Annotated in this window: 18 protein-coding genes; 14 read left to right on the forward strand and 4 right to left on the reverse strand. The window is 56.5% G+C overall.

The features are described from left to right. Positions 1-124: 124 nt before the first annotated feature. From AWB68_RS16480 to AWB68_RS16520, 9 genes are all read left to right on the forward strand, one after another. Positions 125-1000, forward strand: coding sequence for a glycine betaine ABC transporter substrate-binding protein (locus AWB68_RS16480; protein WP_087645419.1), 876 nt, complete (start codon positions 125-127; stop codon positions 998-1000). 143 nt (positions 1001-1143) lie between these two features. Beyond that, positions 1144-2439, forward strand: coding sequence for a serine hydroxymethyltransferase (glyA, locus tag AWB68_RS16485; RefSeq protein ID WP_087645420.1), 1296 nt, complete (start codon positions 1144-1146; stop codon positions 2437-2439). A 91-nt stretch (positions 2440-2530) separates the two neighbouring features. Then, on the forward strand, positions 2531-3418 hold the full coding sequence (locus tag AWB68_RS16490) for a dihydrodipicolinate synthase family protein (RefSeq protein WP_087645421.1): 888 nt from the start codon (positions 2531-2533) through the stop codon (positions 3416-3418). A 5-nt stretch (positions 3419-3423) separates the two neighbouring features. Next, entirely contained in the window at positions 3424-4755 is a 1332-nt protein-coding gene (locus AWB68_RS16495; protein ID WP_087645422.1) for an NAD(P)/FAD-dependent oxidoreductase, read from the forward strand. 15 nt (positions 4756-4770) lie between these two features. Then, positions 4771-6267: an aldehyde dehydrogenase gene (locus tag AWB68_RS16500; protein ID WP_087645439.1), complete on the forward strand. Its 1497-nt coding sequence runs from the start codon at positions 4771-4773 to the stop codon at positions 6265-6267. A 177-nt stretch (positions 6268-6444) separates the two neighbouring features. Then, positions 6445-6756, forward strand: coding sequence for a hypothetical protein (locus tag AWB68_RS46545; protein WP_125482952.1), 312 nt, complete (start codon positions 6445-6447; stop codon positions 6754-6756). Between the two features lie 226 nt (positions 6757-6982). Next, positions 6983-7987: a LysR substrate-binding domain-containing protein gene (locus tag AWB68_RS16510; RefSeq protein ID WP_087645424.1), complete on the forward strand. Its 1005-nt coding sequence runs from the start codon at positions 6983-6985 to the stop codon at positions 7985-7987. 58 nt (positions 7988-8045) lie between these two features. Further along, positions 8046-9110, forward strand: a complete 1065-nt coding sequence (locus tag AWB68_RS16515) for a GlxA family transcriptional regulator (protein WP_235028367.1) — start codon at positions 8046-8048, stop codon at positions 9108-9110. Between the two features lie 103 nt (positions 9111-9213). Then, positions 9214-10137, forward strand: coding sequence for a LysR substrate-binding domain-containing protein (locus AWB68_RS16520; protein ID WP_087645441.1), 924 nt, complete (start codon positions 9214-9216; stop codon positions 10135-10137). Positions 10138-10253: 116 nt separating this feature from the next. Here AWB68_RS16520 and fdhA read toward each other — a convergent pair whose 3' ends face one another. From fdhA to AWB68_RS16535, 3 genes are all read right to left on the reverse strand, one after another. Beyond that, the gene (fdhA, locus tag AWB68_RS16525) at positions 10254-11456 is read right to left on the reverse strand and encodes a formaldehyde dehydrogenase, glutathione-independent (RefSeq protein WP_087645425.1); all 1203 of its coding nucleotides are present in this window, start codon (positions 11454-11456) and stop codon (positions 10254-10256) included. Between the two features lie 49 nt (positions 11457-11505). After that, entirely contained in the window at positions 11506-12735 is a 1230-nt protein-coding gene (locus AWB68_RS16530; RefSeq protein ID WP_087645426.1) for a M24 family metallopeptidase, read from the reverse strand. Between the two features lie 140 nt (positions 12736-12875). Beyond that, the gene (locus AWB68_RS16535) at positions 12876-14006 is read right to left on the reverse strand and encodes an FAD-binding oxidoreductase (protein ID WP_087645427.1); all 1131 of its coding nucleotides are present in this window, start codon (positions 14004-14006) and stop codon (positions 12876-12878) included. Between the two features lie 791 nt (positions 14007-14797). Here AWB68_RS16535 and AWB68_RS16540 point away from each other — a divergent pair. The 5 genes from AWB68_RS16540 (at position 14798) to AWB68_RS16575 (ending at position 21258) form a co-directional block, all read left to right on the forward strand. Continuing rightward, a complete protein-coding gene (locus AWB68_RS16540) occupies positions 14798-16057 on the forward strand; it encodes an aromatic ring-hydroxylating oxygenase subunit alpha (protein ID WP_087645428.1) in 1260 nt (419 codons plus the stop codon). Positions 16058-16428: 371 nt separating this feature from the next. Next, positions 16429-16641 (forward strand): proline racemase family protein, encoded by a 213-nt coding sequence (locus tag AWB68_RS16545; protein ID WP_268810929.1) that lies wholly within the window; start codon positions 16429-16431, stop codon positions 16639-16641. A 106-nt stretch (positions 16642-16747) separates the two neighbouring features. Beyond that, a complete protein-coding gene (locus tag AWB68_RS16550; RefSeq protein WP_087645429.1) occupies positions 16748-17680 on the forward strand; it encodes a DMT family transporter in 933 nt (310 codons plus the stop codon). Positions 17681-18655: 975 nt separating this feature from the next. After that, positions 18656-19384, forward strand: a complete 729-nt coding sequence (locus tag AWB68_RS16560) for a CBS domain-containing protein (protein WP_160110024.1) — start codon at positions 18656-18658, stop codon at positions 19382-19384. Between the two features lie 1412 nt (positions 19385-20796). Beyond that, complete coding sequence (locus tag AWB68_RS16575) at positions 20797-21258, forward strand: MaoC family dehydratase (RefSeq protein WP_087645433.1); 462 nt, start codon at positions 20797-20799, stop codon at positions 21256-21258. Positions 21259-21320: 62 nt separating this feature from the next. Here the strand turns inward: AWB68_RS16575 and AWB68_RS16580 are convergent, their stop codons facing one another. Next, positions 21321-22343, reverse strand: coding sequence for an IS30 family transposase (locus tag AWB68_RS16580; RefSeq protein ID WP_087645434.1), 1023 nt, complete (start codon positions 22341-22343; stop codon positions 21321-21323). Positions 22344-23069 lie beyond the last annotated feature (726 nt).

Below are 23069 nucleotides of genomic sequence, written 5' to 3' on the forward strand. Positions count from 1 at the left end.
GAGTCGGGCCAGGAATCAAATTTATAAGTTGTAACCATGCGGTACTGGCGCGTAGCGGAGACCGGCAAGCCAGGGATTCATTGACCGAAACCTTAATATTGTTTTAACTAAAAAGGAGTGCAAAATGGCAATCGGTATGCTTAAAGGGCTTGTCGCACGGGCAACCTTGGCGGTGACCTTCGGAGCGCTGGCGGCTTCGGCCGGTGCGGCTGAACCTATCAAAGTTGCGGTGACAAATTGGGCAGACGTTCTCGCTGTCGCGAACGTCGCCAAGTACGTGCTCGAAACCAAGCTGGACCAGCCCGTGAAATTTGTCCAGGCTGACATTGGTATCCAGTATCAGGGTGTCGCACGGGGTGACCTCGACATCATGGTTGGCGGATGGCTTCCGGTCACGCACGCGAGCTACTACGGACGGTACAAGAACGACATGGAGGATGTCGGTGTCATTTACACCGGCGGACGAAATGGTTGGGCTGTGCCTGACTATATTCCCGAAAGCGAGCTGTCCTCCATCACTGACCTCAACAAGCCCGACGTGAAGAGCAAGTTGAACGGGACGATTCAAGGCATTGAACCAGGCGGTGGCTTGATGCAGGCGTCCGAAAAGGCCATCAAGGAGTACAACCTCGCTGGATACAACTTGCAGTCGTCAAGCGAAGCTGGGATGCTCGCTTCGATTTCTCGAGGCTACCAAGCGAAGAACTGGGTTGTCGTCACGGTTTGGAGCCCGCATTGGTTGTGGCAGAAGTGGAAGATGCGCTACCTCAAAGACCCCAAGGGAGCTTTGGGCGGGGAAGAGCAAGTGCATGGCTTCGCTTCCAAGCAGTTCGCGACGAAATTCCCGCGCGCTGATGTCTTCTTCCATCACTTCAAGCTGACGCTTGCGGACGTTGAGTCAATAGAACTCGAGGGGAACTCGACCAACGACTGGCCGACAGCTGCCAAGAAGTTCGTCGAGGCTCATCCGGAAAAGGTTAAAGCGTGGCTTGAGAAGTGAAAGTTCGGGGTGTTCTCTCTGCAAGCAGTTTGCCCGGCGAGAGAATACCAAATGCGTTGCCTTGGCGTCATATAGCTTCATGGCCGTGAGCTGCTGCCTAGGTACAACGGTTGATTTACTACAAAGGTGTCGGAGCCGCATAAATGAACCAGACAACACGTTTTTTCTCGGAGACGCTTCAAGACCGCGACCCCGTTATCGCGTCGGAAATCACGCTGGAACTGCGTCGCCAGCAAACTCAGATTGAGTTGATTGCTTCCGAGAACATTGTCTCTGCCGCCGTTATGGAAGCACAAGGCACTGTCCTGACGAACAAGTACGCCGAAGGCTATCCGTCAAAGCGCTACTACGGTGGCTGTGAGCATGTTGACCGCATTGAGGCACTTGCGATAGACCGAGTCAAAGCGCTGTTCGAGGCCGAGTTTGCCAATGTGCAGCCCCATTCCGGAGCGCAGGCTAACGGCGCGGTCATGCTTGCGTTGGCAAAGCCCGGCGATACAGTGCTGGGAATGTCGCTGGATGCGGGCGGTCACCTGACGCACGGTGCAAAACCTGCACTCTCCGGAAAGTGGTTCAATGCTGTTCAGTACGGAGTAAGCCCGGAGAACTATCGAATCGACTTTGAGCAGGTTCGACGCTTGGCCGAGGAACATCGTCCGAAGCTCATCATCGCCGGCTACTCCGCCTATCCGCGGGCTCTGGACTTCGCAAAGTTCCGAGAGATTGCCGATAGCGTCGGAGCGCTTCTGATGGTCGATATGGCCCACATTGCCGGCATCGTCGCGGCGGGTCGTCATGAGAATCCGATTAGGTTTGCTGATGTCGTTACTTCCACGACTCACAAGACGCTCAGGGGTCCGCGCGGGGGCTTCATCCTGACAAACAACGGTGATATCGCGAAGAAAATCAACTCTGCGGTGTTCCCGGGCTTGCAAGGTGGACCGTTGATGCACGTCATCGCTGGCAAGGCAGTAGCCTTCGGCGAAGCGCTGCGTCCGGAGTTTAAAACGTATATTGACCAAGTACTCAAAAACGCGGTGGCGCTGGGTGAAGTCTTGACCTCTGGCGGAGTGCGTTTGGTCACTGAAGGGACCGACAACCACCTGCTCCTCGTCGACCTGCGCGCAAAAGGTCTTACAGGAACGCAGACGGAAAAGGCGCTGGAGCGTGCTGGCATTACTTGCAATAAGAATGGCATTCCGTTCGATACGCAGAGCCCTACCATTACCTCCGGCATTCGCCTGGGAACACCAGCCGGCACGTCTCGTGGCTTCGGTGAAAAGGAATTCCGGCTGGTGGGCGAGATGATTTTGGAAGTCTTGAGCGCGCTCGAGCAGAACGCGGAGGGAGACGAGTCGGTCGAGCGTTCGGTTCGTAGCCGTGTCAAAGGCCTCTGCAGCCAGTTTCCGATTTACTCATCGGCTGACGCGCTAGTCTGAGCTATAGGCCGAAGCAGCGTCAGTTAGAGCCAAAGCCCCCCGGGTGAAACAACGCCCGTACGATTGATGAACCGAATATAGAGAGAAGACAATGGTCAGCTTTGAAGGAGTGCACGCACCCCTGGTTACGCCTTTCACCGCGGACGGTGAAATCGACCACGTGCTGCTTGCGAAACATGCAACCGGCCTGGTAGGTCGTCTATCCGGACTCGGAGTCGGTGGCACGACCGGTGAGTACTATGCGCTTACGCTCGAAGAACGTGTCAAAACATTCGAGACAGTAACCGAAGCAGTGGGCGGAAAGACCGTCTTGAGCGCTGGTATCAACGCGACGACAACGAAGGACGTCATCCACCTCGGGCTTGCTGCAAAACAAGCAGGCATGTCGGCGCTTCTAGTGGCAGCGCCATATTATGCGCAGCCGACACAGGAAGAGCTTCTCGCTCACTTCTTGAAGGTCGATGATGCGGTCGACCTCCCTATCATGTTGTACAACTTTCCGGCACGTACGGGGACGGACATCAGCGACACGGTTCTGGAAAAGCTGCTGGAGCGTCCTAACTTCCGAGCAATGAAAGAAAGTACGGGCGATATCGGGCATCTTCACCACTTGGCGACGCACTTCGGCGAAAGGCTCGTGCTCAGTTGCGGAATGGACGACCAGGCGATGGAATTCTTCGCTTGGGGCTCCAAGAGCTGGGTCGGCGCGGCCGCCAACTTCATCCCCGAGTCGCATGTCGAATTGCTCGAAACCTGTATGAGTGGCGACTTTGCCAAAGGCCGCAAGCTCATGGCTGGGCTTCTGCCCGTCCTCGAGCTTCTCGAGCGTAGCGGCAAGTTCATCCAATACGTCCGCTACGGCTGCGAGCTCGCCGGTGTTCCTGTCGGGAATGCGCGTGCGCCACTTGGCACCCTGACCGACGAAGAGCGCAAAGGATTTGCTTCCGTCGTCGAACCGCTGCTGCGCAAAGGCAAGTGAACTGCATGAGCTCCAACCTGGACTTCGGGCGGGTGCCAACTCCTGATGGAGTGAACGGCTGGTGGGAAACGCTCCCGTCGCCCGCTAACGCTGAAAAGGTCGCATCGGACCTTCGTTTTGATTGGGTTGTCGTCGGTGGGGGCATCACAGGGTTGTGCGCAGCCCGACGTTTGGCGGAGCTCTGCCCTGATTCCTCCGTTGCTCTTGTCGAAGCAGACCGGATTGGACGAGGAACGGCCGGTCGCAATTCGGGTTTCTTTGTAGACCTGCCGCACGACATAAGCAGCGAAAGCTACTCGCGCAGCGTTGAAGCAGACAAAGCCGATGTTCGGTTGCAGCGCCATGGCATCGACTACGTTAGGTCCGCCGTCATTGAGCACAAAATCGACTGTGACTGGCGCGACGACGGGAAATATCATGCAGCGGTGACCAAGCATGGCATCGCTGCGCTCGAGCATTTTGCGGAAGGCCTAAAGCGAATCGACGAAAAATTCGAATGGTTGGATGAAGCGGGCATCGGTGCTATCACAGGGACGGGGTTCTACAAGAGCGGAATTCTTACGCCAGGGTGCAGCACCGTTCAGCCAGCGGCTCTCATGCGGGGGTTGGCAGCTGCTCTACCGAGAAACGTGAGGGTTTTCGAATTAAGTGCGGTGAAGAGCATCGAATCAGTCATCGGCGGGAAAGCACTCTCTTTCGCTGGCGGGAAGATTACTGCCAAGCAGGTCATCCTTTGTACGAATTCTTATGCCGCGACTTTCGGCAAGAATTCAAATGGCTTGCTACCGGTGTATACGTTCGCATCCTTGACGCGCGTGATGAACCAGGATGAGGTCAAGCGGCTCGGCGGCAAGTCTTCCTGGGCGCTCATACCGGCCGACCCCGTCGGGTCAACAGTGCGCCGACTGATTACCGACCGTATCTGCGTGCGTAACCATTTTGCGTTCCGACCGGAGGTCAGCGTCTCGCAGTTGGACTTGGCGAAGGCTCGAGCGTTGCATCAACGCTCGTTCGACCGACGCTTCCCGATGCTGAAGGACGTCGAGTTTGAATACACCTGGGGCGGCGCACTTTGCCTGTCGGCGAACAGTGGAGCACTGTTTGGGCGACGTGAGGAAGGAATCTACGAGGCGATTGGATGCAACGGGCTGGGACTGAGTCGCGGCTCATCATCCGGCAAGCTTATAGCGGAACACGCGCTTGGTCAGTCAAATGAGCTAATCAGTCAGGTGCTCAAGCAGCCGCGTCCGCGTCCGTTGCCAGGCCGTCCTATCTCGGACATTGCGGTCTCTACGGCTATCTGGTTCAAGGAAATCTCGGCAGGTGCCGAACTCTAAATTGTGAGGTCAAGCATGAGCACTTACGAACAGTGGAAGCAAGCGGCCGAGAGCACGTCGCTCGACGGTCGTGCCTTTATCGGTGGCCTTCGATGCGCTGCCGCGTCCGAGGCAACGTTTGATACGCTAAACCCGGCCAACGGAAAGGTGCTCGCAAAAATCGCCAAATGTGAGCAGGCCGACGTCGACCGCGCCGTCGTCGCGGCACGCGATGCGTTCGAGAGCGGCGTGTGGTCGAAGGCGGCTCCGTCGCATCGAAAGGCAGTTCTGCTCCGATTGGGGCAGCTCATTGATGAAAATGCGGACGAGCTTGCCTTACTGGAGGCCCTCGAAGCTGGCAAGCCCATCAGCGAATGCCTGGGTCTTGATATACCGGAGTCGGCTGCGTGCATTCGGTGGCACGCCGAGGTGACGGATAAGCGGTACGACGCTCTTTCGCCGTCGGGTGCGGGCGTAGTCAGCATGATTACTCGCGAACCCATCGGTGTTGTGGCCAGCGTGCTTCCTTGGAACTTTCCGGCGTTGATGCTTGCTTGGAAAATCGGTCCTGCGCTTTCTGTGGGCAACAGCGTCATCATCAAACCGGCGGAACAAACGTCCCTCTCAACGCTGCGAATTGCTGACTTGGCTGCGCAAGCTGGACTGCCCCCTGGTGTTCTCAACGTAGTCACCGGATTTGGCGAAGGCGCCGGTCAGGCCTTGGGACTTCATCCCGACGTCGATTTGGTCGCATTCACGGGTTCGACAGAAACTGGTAAGAGATTCCTGCGCTACTCGGCAGACTCCAACTTGAAGCGCGTGGTCCTTGAATGCGGGGGTAAAAATCCGCAGGTTGTGCTGCCTGATGTCGCAAATCTAGACGCGTGCGCGGAAAATGCGGTTGCAGCCGCGTTCTGGAATATGGGCGAAAACTGCAGCGCGGGGTCCCGCATCATTGTCGCTTCTAGCAAGAAAGCCGAACTTCTACATAAGGTTTTGGCGGTCCTCGAAGGCTGGAGGACCGGCGACCCACTTGACCCGGATGTGAAGCTAGGCGCGCTCATCGAAGCTGGGCACTGCGACAAGGTACTCTCGCATATCGAAAAAGCGAAAGCGGAGGGAGCAAACCTTGTATGTGGCGGCAAGGCGACCCTTACAGATTCTGGAGGTTGGTTCGTCGAGCCCACGATTTTTGACAACGTCACGCCCGAAATGAGTATCGCGCGAGACGAGGTCTTCGGGCCGGTCGTGTGTTTCATCGAGTATGACGACATCGACGACGCAGTCCGCATCGCCAACGACACATGCTACGGGCTGGCAGCGTCGCTCTGGACCGACAACGTCAACAATGCGCACAAAGTGGCTTCGCGCATTCGTGCAGGCACGGTGACGGTCAATTGCTTCGGCGAGGGCGACCTTTCCACTCCGTTCGGGGGTTTTAAGCAGTCGGGCTTTGGTGGGCGTGATAAATCAGTCTACGCGCATGACCAATACTGCGAGCTGAAGACGACTTGGATAAAGCTGGAAGATTGAAAATCCTTGGAAGCAGTACCGGCAGTCTCGACTAAGCCGAAACGGACTGCCGGCCTCACCATCGCATGGCATCCGACATCTGCATCCAGGTTGTGGGTTCGGTGCGATACAGGGCGGTTACGACAGCTCTGTTCTGCTCTGGCCTGCGGTTCGACGAAATTTTGTAGTGGCCACGTAATGCTCGTTGCTGATGAACCCGAGTATTCGGTCATTCGCGTACAGGCTGATGACACGAATCAGCAAGTTCTCGATTCCTGCGGTGTGGCCGTGCTTCCGGCCTGGCGCTTTCTCCACCCGCACAGCAACCATGTCCTCGCCTATTCATATTTGTCGAGGAGCAGTCCACGTGGCTTGGCCGTCGAAGCGCTCGAAATGCGAGTGCGCAGACATTTTTGGCGCGTTACTACTCACGGATATGCGCAACGGCGCAGCTCGCTGATGACTGTTCGCCGAAAGCTGACGATGCCTGCACAGCGCAAGGAAGCGTAAGCGAGTTGCTGCATCGCAATCTCGAGTTCCCCACGCGTAATCTGTCAGGTAAGACGCGCTCTGAAAGATGTTCAGGAGCGGCTCGCCCGCAGGGAGTAACATTAGTTCGAAGTCTTCCTCGACGCGAGCTTCCGCCTAGTTTTGAAGGTCACAAAGGGGACAACTCGCGGAGGAGCCCCGGATTGTAATATTGAACCAGTGCCATCAGGCACAAAGGTTTTAGACCATGCAGAAAAAGCAGCTCTTCGCTGACCGGCTGCTCGCGCAGATGCCATCGCTGCGCGCGCTAAAGTGTTTCGTGACCGCAGCGCGGTATGAAAACTTCACCCAAGCTGCTGAGGTCCTTTGCGTCACCCAAGCAGCCATCAGCCGGCAGATAAAGGACCTTGAGGATTCCCTGGAGGTCGCGCTTTTTGACCGCTCCGGAAGACACATCGCGCTTACAGAAGCTGGCCGAATTCTGTACAACGCCTCGTATCTGTCCATCATGAACATCGCAGAAACGGTAGAAGCGGTGCGACGAGCAGGCCGTGTCGAATTAACGATTTGCGTATCACATACGTTTTCGGCGCTTTGGTTGGCGCCACGCTTGCCAAGCTTTCGTAAGCAGTTCCCTGACGTGCGACTTCATGTAATCGTCACGGAGCATTTCATGGAGTTGGATAGGTTGATTGACCCCGACCTCATTATTACGAAGAACCCGCCTCGCGAGGCGGAGTATGAGGTCGAGCGCTTGTTCCATGACGTGGTGTACCCCGTTTGCAGCACGGACTTTTTCGAGCATGAGTATCGCGGGAGGGAACTGTCCGCTCTCGACCTACTGAAACACCCAACACTAAATCTATCGCCACTTGGACGCTCGCAGGTTTGCGAGCATGTCGACTGGCGAGTTTGGCGGAATTGGTTTCAGAAAGGCGACGGCGGCGAGCGCTTGATGGAGAGCGAGCATCTCGAAAGTAACGATTACCGCTTGCTTGTCTCGCAGGCCGAAGCGGGGGAAGGGACGCTATTGGGTTGGCATCATTTGGTCCACAGACAAATAGAACAGGGAATTCTGGTGCGGCCAATACAGGAAAGTCTCGTCTTTCGAGACCGTCATCACTTCCTTATCACCCGTAAGAACGCTGTCGAACGGCCAGAATACAAGCTTTTCCGAACGTGGCTCATTAGCGAGGTCAAGGAAATGATGGCGAGTTGGCGCGAGGAAAGTGAAGAGCCAGTAGTTCTATAGGTCAAGCGTCGAGCGTCCTCGTCGCATGAATCGACGCGTCTGCTGCAACGAGTGACGAATGTCTACCGAGGCTTACGGCTCACATCACATGGAACTCCGCGATGACGGCTCAAGGCGTCTGACATTCGGTATCGTCTTGTTGCCGAACTTCACGCTCACAGCATTCTCTGGATTTGTGGACCTCCTGAGGCTGGCAAGCGACGAAGGAGATATGAGCCGACCTGTGCGTTGCTCTTGGGCAGTAGTGGGCGAGTCCACACTGCCGGTAAGGGCCAGTTGCGGGATACAGATAACGCCTTGGGCAACCTTCGAGAAAGCCGGACCGTTTGATTATGTCGTGGTGGTGGGCGGGCTGCTTCACTCAGGCTCAGGCGCAAGCGACGCTACCATTCGCTTCATACGTTCAGCGGGAGACGGCCCCGCAACCGTAGTAGGAATCTGCACGGGTGTTTTCGCTATGATGCGGGCAGGCATCTTGAAAGGCTACCGCGCTTGCGTCAGCTGGTTCCACTACTGGGACTTCCTCGAGCGCTTCCCACAGGCAGAGGAGGCAAACCTTGTTGCGGACCGGCTGTTCGTCATTGACCGACGCCGTATCACATGCTCTGGAGGTAGGGCATCCATCGATGTGGCCGCGGCCATCCTTTTACGCCACATAGAGCCGAGCATCGTGCAGATAGCGTTGCGCATATTACTGGTTGATGACGCGCAAAAGGGCAACGCACCGCAGCCGCACCCCCTCGGACTGAAGCCTGCAGCCCACCCGAAAGTGCGAAGAGCCATTTTGTTGATGGAGCAGAGCGTCGGTCGACCGATGAGTCTCGAAGAGTTGGCCGGTAGGCTGGACATGTCTGTTCGGCAACTTGAACGGTTATTCTCCGCTGAAACTGGTCAATCGCCACATGCCTATGGCCGGAAAATGCGCGTGCAAACGGCCGCCTGGCTGTTGACCAGCTCCGATAGGACTGTCGCTGATATTGCTACGTCTTGCGGCTTTTCAGATGCGTCCCACTTTGGCAGAGAATTCAAAAAGGGCTTCGGCATTGCTCCGATTGCTTATCGAAATTCACAACTATTGAACGAGCATACTGATTCCAGTCGACTCGCGACCTCGCACAGCTAAGCATGCCTCCGACTTCCACCGGGCGTCGACTCGCAACCTCTTGAGTTCGTGAGTAGAATCCCTCGAACAGTGCAACTTGACGGAGATTGTCACCCACACCAACATGGCAAAAAGCACGAAAGGATATCGACGGATTGTCCCGTCGTTGACAGCATTAGTTGAATTCGAGGCGGTCGCGCGGTTAAGCAGCTTCACAAGTGCCGCGCAAGAACTGGGCGTCACACAGGCAGCTGTTAGCAGGCAAGTAAAGTTCTTAGAAGAGACGCTGAAAACCCGACTTTTTCATCGTCTCCATCGCTCGATTGCACTGACGAGTGATGGGGAGGCCCTGTATCTCGTTGTTGCTGAGAGCATGCAGAAGATAGCTGGCGTTTTCGACCGGCTGTCCAACAGCCAGCAGCAGAAGGAACTTGTCATCGTGGCAACAGCTGCGTTCTCGGCGTTTCGACTGTGGCCGAGACTGGCGGGCGTCCGCGAGATGGAACAACCGGTGCATATTCGTCTGAACACGCAGAACTTCACTTCGGATTTGCGACACGTCGAGGTGGATGTTGCAGTGCGGTTCGGAGATGGAAGCTGGAAAGACGGTAGCTCGACCCTTCTTTTCGATGAAGAGGTGTTCCCCGTTTGCTCACCAAGCTTCTTGGAGTGGAAGAGCAGGCCGACGACTCTCGAAGAACTGGCCGACCTGCCGCTGATAGACTCAGACCCAACCTATGAGGGTTGGATGGGCTGGGAGGAGTGGTTCAATTCCGCCGGCTATCGACCCGCAAAGCTTAACTACGCGCTCCGTTCGAGCTTATATGCCGACTCTGTACATGCCGCACGTCATGGTCAAGGCGTTGCGCTCGGTTGGGCGCGAATTGTTCACGACCTGCTGGTCTCCGGCGAGCTAGTGCGGCTTCCGATAGCGACATTTAAGCCAAAAGACGCGTACTACGTGGTCGTGCCTCATGGTCGTTCCGTTACGCCAATGGTGGCAACCCTGATTGAATGGCTCCGAGAAGAAGAGCCCATCGAGCACTAACTTTAAAAAGGTGCCGCAAAAAGCCGGCACAAGTCCTTCCTTGGAGGATTTCTTTGAATCGAAGCTGCTCGTTTTCTTGCTAGAAAAGAGCGGCAAAGCGACGACGTCTAAAAGTTTTACGCCGCCTTCTTCAGGCTACCGTGCGGGTCAATAACAAACTTCTTCGGAACGCCTGAATCAAACTCGGCATAGCCGGACGGCGCTTCATCAAGATTGATGACAGTGACGTTGACGGCATTAGCAATGTCGAGTCGGTCCCACAAGATTGCCTGCATCAAATTGCGGTTGTATTTCAGCACTGGCGTCTGTCCCGTGAAGAATGAATGCGACTTCGCCCAGCCCAACCCTAGACGGACCGAGAGACTTCCCTTCTTTGCGGCCTCGTCGACGGCGCCTGGGTCGTCAGTCACGTAAAGTCCGGGAATGCCGATGCCCCCCGCAACGCGGGTCACTTCCATCAACGAATTAAGTACGGTTGCCGGAGCCTCATGTTGTGAACCGGCGTGGCCGTGCCCGCGTGCTTCAAATCCGACACAGTCGATGGCGCAATCAACTTCAGGCTCGCCGAGCAATTCGGCGATTTGCTCGCTCAAAGATGCGTCCTGCGACAGGTCAACTGTTTCGAACCCGACGCGTCGTGCGTGTTCAAGCCGGGTGGCGTTCACATCTCCAACGATAGTCACCGCTGCGCCGAGAAGGCGTGCAGATGCGGCCGCAGCCATTCCAACAGGGCCTGCGCCTGCGATGTACACAGTCGCGCCAGGTTTTACGCCCGCGGTTACCGCGCCGTGATACCCCGTGGGAAGAATGTCAGAAAGACAAGTCAAGTCGCGAATCTTGGCCATCGCACGGTCGCGGTCGGGGAACTTCAAAAGGTTGAAGTCCGCGAACGGAATCATAACGAATTCTGCCTGCCCTCCAATCCAGCCGCCCATGTCGACATAGCCATAGGCCCCGCCCGGGCGCGCTGGGTTGACGGTGAGGCAAACGCCAGTGTTCTGGGCCTTGCACATTGGGCACCGTCCACAGGCGACGTTGAAGGGCACAGAAACAAGGTCCCCTTTTTGCAAGGTGAGGACGTCGGAACCGACTTCGATTACCTCGCCCGTAATCTCGTGTCCCAGCACCAGCCCCGACGGTGCGGTCGTCCTGCCGCGCACCATGTGTTGGTCGGACCCGCAGATATTTGTAGCAACGACTCGAAGGATGACTCCGTGGTTTGCGTTGCGACCGAAAGGGTCGACCAGTTCCGGGAACGCGATGCTGCGCACTTCCACCTTCCCGGGTCCGACGTAAACGACTCCGCGATTTCCTGACATCATGTCTCCAATATATTCTTAAGAAGACTACGAGCCTTGATTCGTAGCCTCACAGCCAATCAGTTTCAAAGTCGCACGACGTCAGGGCCACGCATCCGCTTTCAGTCAGCACAACCTGTTGTTCAAGCTTCACGCCTTGCGTTCCTCCTTCTGCACCGATGTAGCTTTCCACGCATAACGTCATGCCCGGCTCAAAGACGCCGTCGTAACCACCACTTTCCCAGTCGACTTGGTGCGCAATCGACGGGTATTCGTCAACCATCCCGATACCGTGCGCGACACAGCTGTAACGGTTCTTGAGATAAATCTCGGGGATTCTCCAGGCCTTCTCCGAGAATTCGCGAAATGACATGCCCGGTCGCAACAAGTCCATGTTGAAGTGAACCTGCGAATAAGCCTTCTCATAAAGATGGCGTTGCTCGTCCGAAGGCCTTGTCCCGCCAACCGTCCAGGTACGTGAGATGTCGGAGCAGTAGCCGTTCGGGCCCACCATATCCGTATCAAAAGCGAGTAGTTCACCCTCTTGCAGCACGCGGTTCGAACACTCTTGCATCCACGGGTTAGTTCTACCACCGGATGCAAGTAATCGTGTCTCAATCCACTCGCCTCCGTGCTTGATATTTTCGTAATGGAGGTTCGCCCACAGGTCCTGTTCAGTCATCCCGGGACGCAACTCGCGGTGCATGCATTCGATACCCTTTTCGCACGCACGCAGAGATTCGTTCATTAGGACAATTTCGCCAGTTGACTTCGCCAAACGCGCCATCTCCATCATGGCTTGTCCGTCGAGAAGTGTCAGGCCATTCTTCACTAGGTATGCCGTACCGATGGGGTCCAGCCGGTCGACTGCAAGGCGAAACTCACCGGGGGCGCGTCGCTGCAACACGTCAACAATCTCAGCTCCCCAGGCTTCGGCTCGTCGCTCCGCTTCATGGCCCGCACTGAAAAAAGTCCAACCCACGGCGCTCCGGAGTTCGAAGTTCAGGTCCAGCTCGTCCCAAACATGCGTGCAGCTATGGAATTCCCAGCCAATGACTCGGCCGTCCGCGAATACCATGATGTACCGAGAGGGATTCCGCCCGGTCCAAATTTGCATATTGGACGTGTCCGTCGCATAACGGATGTTCACTGGGTCGTACAGCAAAATCGCTGAGCAGTCGTTTTGACGCAAGATTTCCTGCACTCGCGATAAGCGGTAGTCACGAACATCGGACTGGGTATTCGCCGTTCTTTTGAGGTTCCTCACGTCGCATTTGTCGTGCGTCTGGCTGCCAGTCATGCAACATTCTCCGGGTTTTCAGGCTGCTCTTTGTCTTCTGCTACGGTTGCCGCGCCGCTTTTCCGGGCGCTTGACAGCGCGACTGCGAACGGGCTGCGCCCGCCGACGCCTAGGAACTGGGGCCTACGTATAGTTCGACCTTACAATTCGAGCACGAGGTCGGACGTTGGACGGCTACAGCACAAAAGACGGAAGCCTTTCTGAACCTCGCGTTCGCGAATGCCGCCGTTGTGTTTCATGTCCACTGAACCGTCCAGCACCTTTGTCTTACATGTTCCGCATACACCTTGGCTGCACGACGAAGGAATCGCGACGCCTGCTTTTCTCGCTGCTGAGAGTACAGTTTCGGACGATGTCATCGTGAACGTCTTCGACGACTTGGAGAGCTTGACAGTGAAGGTATCTTGCGGCACTTCGGTCGCGACCGGAATCGGGTCTGGCGCAACTCCCGCTGAGATGTCAAAGCTCTCCTGATGGTAGCGGGCTGGGTCATGACCGCCTTCACGAAGCACATTCCTGACAGCGCCCATGTAACCCGCCGGACCGCAGGTGAAGACGTCGCGTTCAGCAAAATCTGGGACCCACTCGGAAAGGAGTTGGAGACTGAGGCGCCCTGTACCGCCGGCCCAGCTTGCCTCGTCGCCGATTCCTTCGCAAACGAAGAACACTTTCAGCCTTGGGGAGAGCGTGGCCAGGCGGTTGAGCTCCTGCCGAAACACTATGTCCTCGGGGGTCCTAGCGCTATGTACAAAAACAATATCGCGGTCGAGTCCGAGGTCTACGCTTGCTCGAGTCATGGACATAAGCGGCGTGACTCCAGAACCAGCGGATAGGTAAAGCGACTTCGGTGCAGAAGAGGCAGTCGACGTGAACGCGCCAGAGGGACCAAATGCGCGCAATTGCTCACCGGGCTTCATGTTTTCATGAAGCCAGTTCGACATGATGCCGCCAGGTACTCGCTTAACAGTGATTGCAACCAGAAATGGACGAGTCGGCGGAGACGATATCGTGTAGCAGCGCTCGACCGACTGCCCATTCACATTCGCGGATATCGTCATGAACTGCCCTGGCTCGAAACGGACCGGAAGACCGTCCTCTGTCCGAAACTCAAATGTCCGCACGTCATGCGTCTCGTCTGTGACGCGGCAGCAGGTGAGCAACTGCTGTTCGCCGCTTGGCCATTGCCGTGCGCCGTTCTCCCATGTGATGGTGCTGGTCAGCCGGTCTGCCAATTCCGGATTACGCCCAAAACTCATTTCAACAGCGTTCATGATTCAATCTCTGCTAAGACGGCATGCATATCAGACAAGCGGCGCGCCACCCACGCGAAATCAGTCGACATCAAACGAGCGACGTTCGTTAGGCAGCTCAGAAGGCGACGAACCGAATAGCCCCGAAGGAGCATGGCTTAGTGCGATGGAGCACTTGTGATTGGTACGCGCAGCAGACGGACAAAACGAAACGAACACCCAACAGATGTGGCGGTTCGCTTGTCTCTGCATGACTTGAGTATTGGTTTGCCGAAAAATCGCGTCAACGCGCTTTATTTTCATCCAGGCATCACTTTAAGTTATGCGACGTCGTCGGGCCGTCATCCCCTGCGTGTGGACTTTTGCGCGGTGCGGCTTTTGGATTGGGAGAGCGCTCACGGCAAGATGCCTCCGTTGATATGTGCGTGAACTTTGTGGAGCGGACGTTTCCACCGACGCGGCTTTGCTTGTGCCGGTTTGTCCGGTTACCCTAGGTTTTGCGGGATTTGCTTAACTCCCACAGTTTCCACGTAGCGTCTTCAATGGGCGTACAACTTGGCGTGCGATACGATTTCAGGCATCACATCTCAAGGAGGCGGATGGCTGGCAAGGATTTGGGAAAAGGAAAGCCATTTGGCGCGACCGCCGCGCACAATGCCGGACTGGAACGCTCGCGGAACTGCCCGACAGGCATAATTTAAAGTAATGCGACGTGACGAAAATAGCGCATTGACGCCCCCAATTGGGCCCTCAATACTCAGCACATAGGCCGTGACTGTGTGCGCAGCACGATTATTCGATGGGGACCCACAATGTCTGAAATTCACTTCAAAACGCATCGCGAACTGCTCGATAGCCGCAGGCCCGGCCACGGCTTGCCTGGCGAACTTTTTGGTCGGCAGGACGTTTTCGAGACCGACCTCGATGTGTTCTTCAACAAGCTTTGGATTCTCGTTGCCGTGACCGCTGATGTGCCCGAGCCGGGTGACGTCTTCACGCTCGACATCGGGAAGGCGTCGGTCATGATTGTTCGCGACGAGGACGAGGGTATTCGTGCCTTCCGAAACGTTTGCCGGCATCGTGGTTCGCGCATCATGAAGAACGAGGGCAAGGCCAGTGTCGGAATGCTGGTCTGCCCTTACCATATGTGGACCTATGAACTCGACGGCAGCCTTCGCCATACGAGCCATATGGGAAAAGATTTCGACCCGACGTGTCACAGTCTCATCCCTGTGCATGTGAAGGTAGTGGGAGCTCACATCTTCATTTGCCTCGCCGAGAATGCGCCCGAAGACTTCTCGAAGCTCGAGTCCGAAATGACACCGCGCTTCGCGCCGTATGATTTGAAGCGCACGAAGGTCGCACACGAGATGACCATTGTCGAAAATGGCAATTGGAAACTCGTTATGGAAAACAACCGCGAGTGCTACCACTGCGCTGGGACCCATCCAGAACTCGTGAACTCTTTCCTGCCCGAGGACTTTGGCTTCTGTCCGGAAGGACAAAATGAAGAATCGCTGCGCGCTTTCGAAGACTATAAACAGAGGAATGCGGCTAGCCAGGCGGACTGGGAAAGCGACGGCTTCGCTTGTGAAGCTTTTGAATCCCTCGACGAGGACGTACTTACAAACTTCCGTACTCAGCGGCTGGTCATCGCGGGTGCCGGCGAATCACAGACGATGAGCACGAAGGTCGCCAGCACTAAGCTGCTAGGCGAGCTGACGCGTCGCGACCTTGGAGACGTTCACATGTGGGGGCATCACTCGTGGACGCACGTGATGAGCGACCACGCACTGATTTCCTATGCAATCCCGCTTGCACCGGACAAAACCCAGGTTCGCACCGTGTGGTTAGTTCACGAGGATGCCGTCGAGGGCGTCGATTACGACCTCAAAGAGTTGACCGAAGTCTGGGTCGCGACGACGGCTCAGGACGCCGAGCTTGTCGGTAACGCGCACAGCGGGACTCAAGACCCGGCATACATCCCCGGCCCTTTCTCGCGGTTCACCGAGGCTTATCTTGACCAGTTTTCCCGCTGGTATGACGCACGTCTGAAGGCAAATGGTATCTGAGCTGGTGCAGTGTGAGAGATTGGAAGCGACGGTTTTGCAGCAGGAATCGAAGCTTCCTTTCTCGACCAACTCCGTTCTCTTCCCCCGCTCCGTCTCGCGTGTAGGTTCTCTCTTTCCTTCGAAATCTCAGTGCCGTAAGCGATGTGAATGCGGCGGTCGATAAATCGCGCAAAGGTGTGCGATTAGCAAAACGAATCAAGATATGACGGAAATCAGTGTTCAGCGATGGAATGGTTGGACCCGTTCCCTTCGGTCATGTCTAAAAATCCCCAACGGGGCCTTCGGCGGCTAGCTCGACTTGCGCGCCCGCTCATGAGACTTTGGCTTAGGCCTGCACACCGTAAAAGGTTGAAAGTATGACGTTCAAGAGAATGTTCAACGCGGTCGAGACGCACTCAGGCGAGCCGATGCGAGTCATTACGGGTGGGGTGCCGCACATCCCCGGAAACTCCGTGTACGAGCAAATGAGATGGCTCGAGAAGAACGATGACCAAATACGCAAACTGATGCTGCGTGAGCCGCGAGGTTATCCGCCGGTTTGGCGGCGTCATGGGCTAATCAGGGAAGATGCTCCCACGCCGTAGCCGTATTGGCAGGAGCCAATGACGGCTTCAACACGGCGAGCAAGGCCAATATCAGCAGATACGGCCTGCTTAACTTAGAGCCACGAAAGGTTTGGAGCTTGGGCCCATGAGAAAGACGTACATTGCCTTCCTACTCCTCGGAATCTTCTGGGGGTCGAATTTCATCTACATGAAGTGGGCGGGCGAATTCATCAGCGCTGGTCAGATTTCTCTGCTTCGAGTCTTCTTCGCTTTCGTTGTGGTCTTAGCTTTGGCCTGGCAAAAGAAGGTCCTTAGCTTCGAGCAGATTCGTTATGCGCACCACTTTGCGGTTTTGGCAGCTCTGGCGACTGCTTTCACCTATTTTTCGATGGCAAGGGGTACGTCATTACTTCCCTCGGGCATCGCGGGTGTACTGGGTGCCACACCGCCTCTTTTCACTGCGTTAGCCGCCCATGTCTTCCTTCGACAGGAAAGGATGAACGGGCTGATGGTGCTCGGTGTCGGCTTGGGCCTGGCCGGCATTACACTCATTTCGCGGCCGTGTAGCTTGGCAAGTGCAGGCGGCTCATTGGATATGCAGGGTGTTGCGTGGCTGCTGAGTGGCGCAATGGCATTTGGTCTTTCCTACGTCTATGTGCGGATGTTCATGTCAGGCATCAATGTTCGTCCTATTGCGATTGTGACTTGGCAAATGGGTATCGCGTTGCTCATGCTTCTCTGCGCAACGGACCTGAGCGGAATCGGACGAGTGTTTTCGGATTGGCGCGCCGCAATTGGCTTAGCGGTTGGGCTAGGAGTATTGGGTACAGGCGCGTCCCTGTTTCTATACTATCTACTTCTTGAGGAGCTAAGCGCTGTTGCTGCCGCTAGCGCCATCTATATCACGCCGGTGGTTTCTCTCGCAATTGGCTGGGCAGTGGGTGAACAGATAGGCCTCGCGGACGCATTTGGTGTTGCTTTGATTTTTTGCTGCATTGCGGCTCTGGAATTGGGACGGCAGGTGGCGGGTTCTGAGGAGCCTCGAGTGGTTGTCAATCCGCCGACGGCGGCTGACTGAACGCCGCACGTGGAAGGTTACCAGATGCGGTGCTAGTGAAGACTCGCTTGCGCCGCAGCAGGTCCTCTCATCGCCGCCGCATGAGCATGTTGCGCTGCGCAACTGGCAGGCGGTTGTCTCTGGTATCAAAGGGTTTCGTCGATTTTGATACTTCTAAATCCCAGTGATACCGGCCGCGCGCGACCGGCCGGCCGGCCGGCCGCAGCAGTTTTCCGACTTTGCGCCATCGTAGAGAATTGCAGATGCGGGCGACCCGTTGCTGCAGGCACTCAAAAACGGCTTGTCGCAAGAATGCGTGCAAGTCGCATTTTCTTGCCTTGCCGGAGGGGCTTCCGCGCCTCGGCTGTCTACGTTCGCATATCGAGTGACTTATGCCACAGGTTCATCAGAACTTTGAACGCCAGAAACTCTTCGAGGAAATCTGAGTGAGGGCCGAGCGAGAATCGACGCTTGTCGGCGCCGTGTACAAGGCGCGTTATCTGATTTCGATGCACAACTGCATGACCGTGCGGTGTGACGGCGAAGAATGAAAAGATGATTTATCGGAACAGGACAGTCAGACTCGAGGCGCACCAATGACGGAAGGCTGTTGCCCGGCCATAGTTGACTTGGTATCCAACCGCGACAACAGCCCGATGACTCAACAGACATTTGCAGCGGTCGGATGACCTGACGTCTTCTGCAGCCTCAATGTCGCCGGTCGCGCCCGCTTGCCGGAGTACCTTGGCTGCCTGTTCGAGATTCATGTCAAACAGATGGGCAACCTGACGGAACTCAAACCAGGCTGTGTTCTCATCGAGCCTTCCATCGATTGTTCTGCTGCTTGACGCACAAACATACTTTACGGACCTCATCGAGTACGCTCCTCCTAGTCGTTGAATCATCATCAGAGTTGTTCGGCACGTTGTTGTCGAATCGCTCTTCATTTGACCGTACCTCTATTTAACAGGACCGCACAGCCTTCCGATAGAATAAATGCGCCCACTACAGAGAACTACGCCGCCAATCCCACGGATATCAGCAGCACGCAAGCTCAGAAAAGACAGTATTGGCTGTCTGCCGGTCTGCCAAGACGGCCGCCTGCTCGGAATGATTACCGACCGCGACATCGCGATGCGCGGTGTCGCAGACAATCGCGACCCCAATCACATGCGGGTACGTGACGCGATGTCTGTTGACGCGATTTGCTGTTTGAAGGAGGACTCTGTCGAAGAGGCGGCCACGCTCATGGGCCAGGCGCATGTACAACGACTTGCGATTGTCAACGCCGACCGTCACCTGGTCGGCATCATATCCATGAGCGACGTTGAGGGCGGTGGCTCCGAACGACGTCCCTTCGAAGTGATTTTCTATAAAGAAATACTGGGCCACGCAGGCCTTCTGCATCACAGCGAGCTAATGCGGGTCTCGGTCGCTCAGGGAACAAAAGATGAAGCAGTCCAAGCGGCCATCGGCCAATTCGAAGAGGCTAGGCACGTCACGGATTGGACCATAGCGGCTGACGGCTACGACGTAGTAAGCATCCACGTTGGCGAGAGCGGCGAAAGCCTCGAATCAGTCGAGCTCACCTCTGAAAGAGACGCGGAGATTCGACCTCGTGCGCGCGTTTTGTGGGAAGAGGCCGGCTCCCCTGAAGGCCGGGACGTCCAGTTCTGGGAGAAGGAGGCACGCGGCGTGGACGGCGAGAGGAAGGCTGCGAAATGAAGCCAGCCAACACAGTGGCGGTCGACGCACAACGGCGAGTCGTCATGCACGTGCCGCGTGTCGACTTCATCGGAGCCGGGATAGTCCCGCTCATTGAATGGCAGCCATCCGGTTTCGTGTCGATGGCAATCGTCACTTACCGAGGCGACGAAAAGTGCGGGTCTAGCGCGCTCGGCAGATTTGAGACTGAAGCGGACGCATGCCAGTACGCTGTTCCGTACGGGAAGGCTGAGGCGGAGCGCCGTCTCCTGATGACGCTTATCGACTAGCGTTGTGAGTAGGGCTTCATTGCACTGCTGTATTCGCAACCGCGCCTCAGCATTGAAACCAAAGCGGGCCGTCGCAAAGCGGCTCAAACCGCTCGAACCAGCCGAAAGGCTAACCTCCGAGGCACTCTGAATCCGCAAAGAAGCTTGGTCACTCAGGTGCTTTCGCGTTCGGCGGCTTCGACCCCGACATCCGCCCGCGGCGGCTGTCATCGCTTCTCGAGATACTCGACGCATGCTCGGTAGACTAATTGCACGATAGGCGAGCGGTGGTCCAGTTGCCAGCGGTCGACACAAAAGAGTCGCGCTAGCGAATACTCGTCCGACGAGAAATCGATTGACAATGACCGAGCCGCCTCGTCTGCAGCACCGGCCACGGCGAGTCGGTCCTCCCAATCCGTTGCGGCACCATTCGCACGCAACCAAATTCGCAGAGACTCGATAACGTTGGGCGCAGACAGCCACGTGCCCGTAAGCGCACGTGCGGTGAGTTGAGACACGACCAGATAGCAGAGAAGTTCGGCTCGCGCCTCGCTGTCGAGATTGTGCGGGATTTGACTCACAGGGTACCTCCAAACTTCGAGTCGTGTCGCCCACGATATTATCGTTAAAAACACGGGACACGTATTGGACCTGACGCCACTGAATGAGACCGGGATACGAAAAATGCACCGATGGTGGTCCTTGCTATTCTCTTGTTGCTTGGTGACGAACACCGCGACCGCGGCAAGTCTGGACGACCGTGAGGGTGTCCGAGCGGAAACCATTGATGCCGCAGCTGCGAACGCCCACTCACCAGAATAGACGCCGGTGTGGCCCGGCTGTTCGAGGTGTAGCGAGCCGTTATGAAGGTTCAGTTTGCTTGGCATAAGTCGCAAGCATCAACACACGCTTCATAAATGGCTGCGTCTTGTGAGAAAGAGCACCGTTCGTCACAATGCTACGACCGAGTGCTGCCTCAGTCTTGAACGATATTGCAAAGGGAGGTGGTTCTCTCAAGGACGGGACTTCAGTCTTATACTCAACGCAGAGGCTGATGAATTGACCGCCCGATTAGCTCCGAAATCGGAAGCTTGGTAGCGAGCGGAACCGCCCCGACTGTAAAGTCGATACTTAGTTCACCATCCACCTAAACTGGGGAGCGTAATGGAGTCCGGGAAACTGTATTTGGAGGACCTGCATGTCGGCGATGTGTTCGTCAGTGCCGAGCAGCAGGTTGACGCGAATCAGATTCGCGAATTCGCCATGTCCTTTGACCCGCAGCCGTTTCATCTGGATGAGGAAGCCGCGAAGGAGACTTTCTTCGGCGGACTTGCAGCAAGCGGATGGCATACGGCTGCGATAACGATGAAACTGCTGGTGGAAAGTGTGCCGCTCGGTGGCGGGGTTATTGGCGCAGGCAGCGAGTTAACCTGGCCGCAACCTACGCGACCCGGGGACGTCCTTCACGTTGTCTCGACTATTCTCGAAATAACACCATCGAAATCGAAGCCTGACAGGGCGGTCGTGAAAGTTCAGAGCGATACCCTAAATCAGCATGGCGAGCTTTGTCAGCGGTCGACTGCGCGGTTGCTTGCATTCCGACGTGACAAAACGACTGCTGCGTAATCGCAAGGGGCGAATAAGCAGCGATAGAGAAGGCGGTTTCAAACTGAAGTGCAACACGGGGTTTAATGTTTAGCGCCTTGAGGCTGGCTCGCTGAGGCAAGTGTCGCAGCGAAGACCTCGAATGGCGAATGGAACGCGTGAGTTGCGCGCGGCCGGCTGTTCAAGCTGTCGGCGATAGCATCGAGTTCATCCTGACTGTAGACCGAGAGGTCGGTGCTTTTGGGCAGGTACTGGCGCAACAAGCCGTTGGTGTTTTCGCAAGTGCCGCGTCGCCACGGGCTGTGCGGGTCGCAGAAGTACACGCTCACGCCTGTGGCGGCGGCGAGTTCTTGATGGCGCGCGAGTTCCTTGCCCTGGTCATAGGTGAAGCTCTGGCGCAAGGGTTCGGGAATCGAATTGAGTTTGGCCGAGAAGCCCGCCAGAGCAGAGGCCGCTGTTGCATCCTCCATCTTGGCAAGCAGCACCAGCCGGCTGGTGCGCTCAACCAGCACGCCAACGGAGGATTGATTACCGGCGCCTTTGATGAAGTCGCCTTCCCAGTGGCCCGGCAGCAGGCGGTCTTCGATTTCGGGCGGCCGCACGCGAATACTGACCATGTCGGGAATTTGCCCGCGTCGGTCTGTGCCACGCGCGCGGGACATGCGGGTGCTGTGGCCGTGGCGCAGGCAGGCAATCAACTGGCGGCGCAGTTCGCCTCGCGGCTGGGCGTAGATGTCCGTGTAGATGGTTTCGTGTGAAACCTGCTGGGTCGGGTCGGTCGGATACATACGCTTGAGTGTGCCTGATATCTGCTGGGGCGACCATTTCCAATCGAGCAGGGTGAGCACCACCCGCCAGCAAACGCTTTGCAGGCAAAGCTTGACGGGGCGGCGGCCCGCGCTACGACGGGCGGTGCTCCGCGCTTCAGCCGGCACCGATGCATAGCCAGTAGCGGAGCTGTTTCGCATCAGCTCACGACTGATGGTGGCTGGTGAACGCCCGAGTATCAGGGCCATGGCCCTGATACTCACATCCTGCAGTCGTAGGCTTGCGATGGCGAGGCGTTCTTCAGGTTGAAGCTGCTGGTACGAAGTTTTGTCGGGCATTGCAACACCTTATACGAGATAGGTGTTGCACTTCCCTTTTGATAGCGCCGAAGCAAAAGATGTTGGCAGGTGAGCTCTACACGGCGTATGCGCGAAACAAGATGAATCGCGAGTTGACGGCAGAAGGACAACCCATAACTCGCCATCGTATGCGCGTTTGTTCGTTAAGGACGTTCTGGAGTGACCTCGGGCTGACGGGCGACCGTCGAACTTAGACGAAGCGGGCGGCAGCCCGTACCCAACATGCTCGTATCGCTCTGCTGCTCAGAAATATTTCGTCGAAAGGTTCTCGAGCAGGCCGACACTTTTCTCGATTGTCTGGGGGCGCGACCGAATCATGGTCATTCACCCTACCTATACTTTGGGCAGCCTACCTCATTGGTCAGCTGCCGCTTGGCTGGTCGGACATCAACGACAGCGGCCATGGGACAACCGGTATTGTGGGATAGTCTTGAGACACCGGACAGGGTGGCGAAGTTAGCGCCCTAAGGCGACCGGCTGACGGGCGACGCTGGCTCCGAGGGGCATCTCACGATGCTTTGGAACGTGTCTGAAGGCCTGGCTTAGGATAGTGCTGGGCTCACTTCACCAGGGCATTCACAAAAACAGAAAATGTACGCTAGAGAGAATGCTCAACGACAAAGACAAATGACCTTGCCCCCGTTTGGCGAATCCCATACCGAGGATGTTATGCGGCCTTGCCTTGCTGCGCTGCGAACCACTTCT

Source organism: Caballeronia choica (genome assembly GCF_001544535.1).
Classification (GTDB): Bacteria; Pseudomonadota; Gammaproteobacteria; order Burkholderiales; family Burkholderiaceae; genus Caballeronia; species Caballeronia choica.